The organism is Alkalibacterium sp. s-m-28, from assembly GCF_054658175.1.
This window is the reverse complement of sequence record NZ_BAAGIQ010000163.1, coordinates 1-2500: the sequence shown is the minus strand read 5'-3', so window position 1 is coordinate 2500 and position 2500 is coordinate 1. Positions and strand designations below refer to the sequence as shown.

Sequence of the window (2500 nt, the reverse complement as noted above, 5' to 3'; positions counted from 1 at the left end):
GGGACTGCCTTTTGAGCCTACCCATATCCGATTCCTCTGTCTGCATGAAACCTGTGCAGACAAGAATGGAGTTCGTAGGAAGCCCCCACTTCAAAATCCGGAGGATTTAAGTGGTGGGTAGTTCACTAGTCACGGTTATTCAGCAGTTGTGGAAAACAACAGTAAAAATTTATTTTGCGGAATAGGTTTAGCGTTGAGAGGGTGTATTCAATATGCAGGCGCAGTTTGAAATGTGGAGCACGTTTCACTACTTCATGATGATTTTTCCATTTGTACTTGCCATATTCTTATATAAAATGACGCAGGAAAAATCCTTAGCTGTAAAACGACGAGTTGCTATAATGTTGGGAATCATCCTAGTACTTATACTGACCACTAGACAAATTTACATTTTCAATAATGAGGGTTTAGGTCCGGAAGTTTTTCCCTTCCAGGTCTGTCACTTTGCCAATATTCTATTGCTTATCGTCGCGATCAACCCTAATCTTCGGGTGACTGCCGCAATCGCATGGTGCCTGAATTTTCCTGCAGGTCTGGTGTCTATCATATTTGCAGATGGTTTGGAAAGCTACAGTAATGTCCTCAATACTCAAGGGCTTGCCTATATTTCAGGACATATGCTAATCGTAACGATGGGTCTGTATTTGTTGTTGACCAGGATGATTCAAGTCGACTGGCGAGCACTTATAAAAGCATATAAAGTTTTAGCGATGCTTTATTTGCTGTCGGTAATAGTGAACAACTGGTTCGTCGCTATTTTTGATGAACAATCCAATTACTTTTACAGCTATGTGCCGGAAGCGGGGACCCCTTTAGAAGACTTATACAACCTTGGCTCCACGATCGAAGTATTCGGACTTACATTTAATCCGGCCTACCTTTTGTCCTTGGCAGTTGTAGGAGCTGCGGTCATGTTCCTGATGTATTTACTGGCGAAGCTGCGGTATGTCAATCATAGTCCCAAAGCTCACAGGAGACTAGCTAACTGAAGACAAATCATTCCTGATTTAATGTAAATAACAATGTTAAAAGCAGAAACCTGACCTGTGTAGGGGGTTAGAACAATTTTGCCACACTTACTCTGAGGTTTCGGTGATCAATCGAGAAATTCGGATTTTCGGCGAAAGAGATAAATGGTTGAGAGGATGTATATAGTATGCAGATGCAGTTTGAAATGTGGAGCACGTTTCATTATTTTATGATGATTTTTCCTTTCGTGCTCGCCGTTACATTATATATATTTACTCGAGACAAGACATTTGCAGTAAAGCGACGTGTTGCCATAGCAATGGGGATAATCCTGGTAGGCATATTAGCTATCAGACAGATTTATGTTTTCAGTACCGACGGATTGGGTCCTGAAGTTTTCCCATTCCATATTTCTCACTTTGCCAACATCCTGCTGCTTATGGTTGCGATTAATCCTGCTCGTCGTGTGATTAGCACGATTGCCTGGTGCTTGGCTGTGCCTGCAGGTCTGCAGCCATCATATTTGCCGATGCACTGGAAACATACAGTAATGTACTTAGCATCCGAGGACTTTCCTATATTTTTGGGCATATGCTGATCGTAGCGACGGGGCTATACCTGCTGTTAACAGAGATGATCCGGATCGATCGAAGAGCCCTTTTGAAAGCTTATGGGATTGTGGTGCCGCTGTATGTGTTGTCAGTTATCGTAAATAACTGGTTCACTGATATTTTTAATGAGCAAGCCAATTATTTATTTACCTATACACCGGGATCGGCAGGTCCTTTAGTCTACTTGCACAGCATCGGCTCTGATATCACAGTATCTGGAATGACATTCAATCCGGTTTACATACTGTCCCTTACCATTATAGGAGCGGTCGTCATGTTCCTGATGTATCTGCTGGCGAAACTGTATTATTCCAGAAAAGATTCCGACGTTCAAAGGAAACTAGCTAACTAAAAACAGAATAATGTGGTAAAGGAGTGATTGAAAAGCAGGAGCGATCAACAAATGGACGAATCGATACGGTTTCACAGGTCAAGTGGTTACCTACGGAAGGGGTAAGAAGAGAGAGGAAGAAGTGGTGTTGCTGAAATTTTTACATATGATATTTTCCATATTCGTACTTGTTATAGCAGCTTATAGCCTAATATATCAAAACTTTGCGTTTCAGAATTATATGATATTTTTCTTAGCTTTAACGATGTTAATAGCGGGTTTAAAAGAATTCAAAGAAGAGCGAAAACTAGCAGGATGGACCTATATAGGGATCTTTATATATGGATTATTGGTATCAGTTCAAGGTTATTTATTGAGCTAAAGGTAGTTTTTAAGGCTTTCTCAGAATAAACAATCAGAAGATTCATTAACCATTTACGGTCATGGCATAGCCATGTACCGTTTTTTTTGGTGCGCCCGGCATGGGCGACAACTTGGTGGTGAAAGTCCACTACAGGCTTTGCAGTAGGAACTGTTAGTGAATGACAAGGGTGTCCACCGTGAGGTGGAATCTGAAGGAAGTCGGACG

Annotated in this window: 3 protein-coding genes and 1 pseudogene; 3 read left to right on the top strand and 1 reads right to left on the bottom strand. The window is 41.5% G+C overall.

Going from position 1 to position 2500, the window contains the following annotated elements; translation table 11 throughout:
• Positions 1-212 precede the first annotated feature (212 nt).
• The 3 genes and pseudogenes from ACYQ4S_RS11575 to ACYQ4S_RS11565 all read left to right on the top strand — a co-directional run bounded on the left by ACYQ4S_RS11575 (position 213) and on the right by ACYQ4S_RS11565 (position 2293).
• A complete protein-coding gene (locus tag ACYQ4S_RS11575; protein ID WP_459771273.1) occupies positions 213-989 on the top strand; it encodes a TMEM164 family acyltransferase in 777 nt (258 codons plus the stop codon).
• Positions 990-1156: 167 nt separating this feature from the next.
• Positions 1157-1932: pseudogene (locus ACYQ4S_RS11570) on the top strand (TMEM164 family acyltransferase).
• 145 nt (positions 1933-2077) lie between these two features.
• Complete coding sequence (locus ACYQ4S_RS11565) at positions 2078-2293, top strand: DUF3953 domain-containing protein (RefSeq protein ID WP_459771275.1); 216 nt, start codon at positions 2078-2080, stop codon at positions 2291-2293.
• On the opposite strand, the gene ACYQ4S_RS11560 is transcribed toward ACYQ4S_RS11565, so the two are convergent.
• The coding region (locus ACYQ4S_RS11560; RefSeq protein WP_459771277.1) for a hypothetical protein at positions 2247-2500 on the bottom strand (254 nt) is incomplete at its 5' end. The genes ACYQ4S_RS11565 and ACYQ4S_RS11560 overlap by 47 nt on opposite strands.

Bases quoted from the DNA above. Each gene is read 5' to 3' on its own strand.
- ACYQ4S_RS11565 (WP_459771275.1), top strand. From the start codon at position 2,078: ATGATATTTTCCATATTCGTACTTGTTATAGCAGCTTATAGCCTAATA.
- ACYQ4S_RS11575 (WP_459771273.1), top strand. From the start codon at position 213: ATGCAGGCGCAGTTTGAAATGTGGAGCACGTTTCACTACTTCATGATG.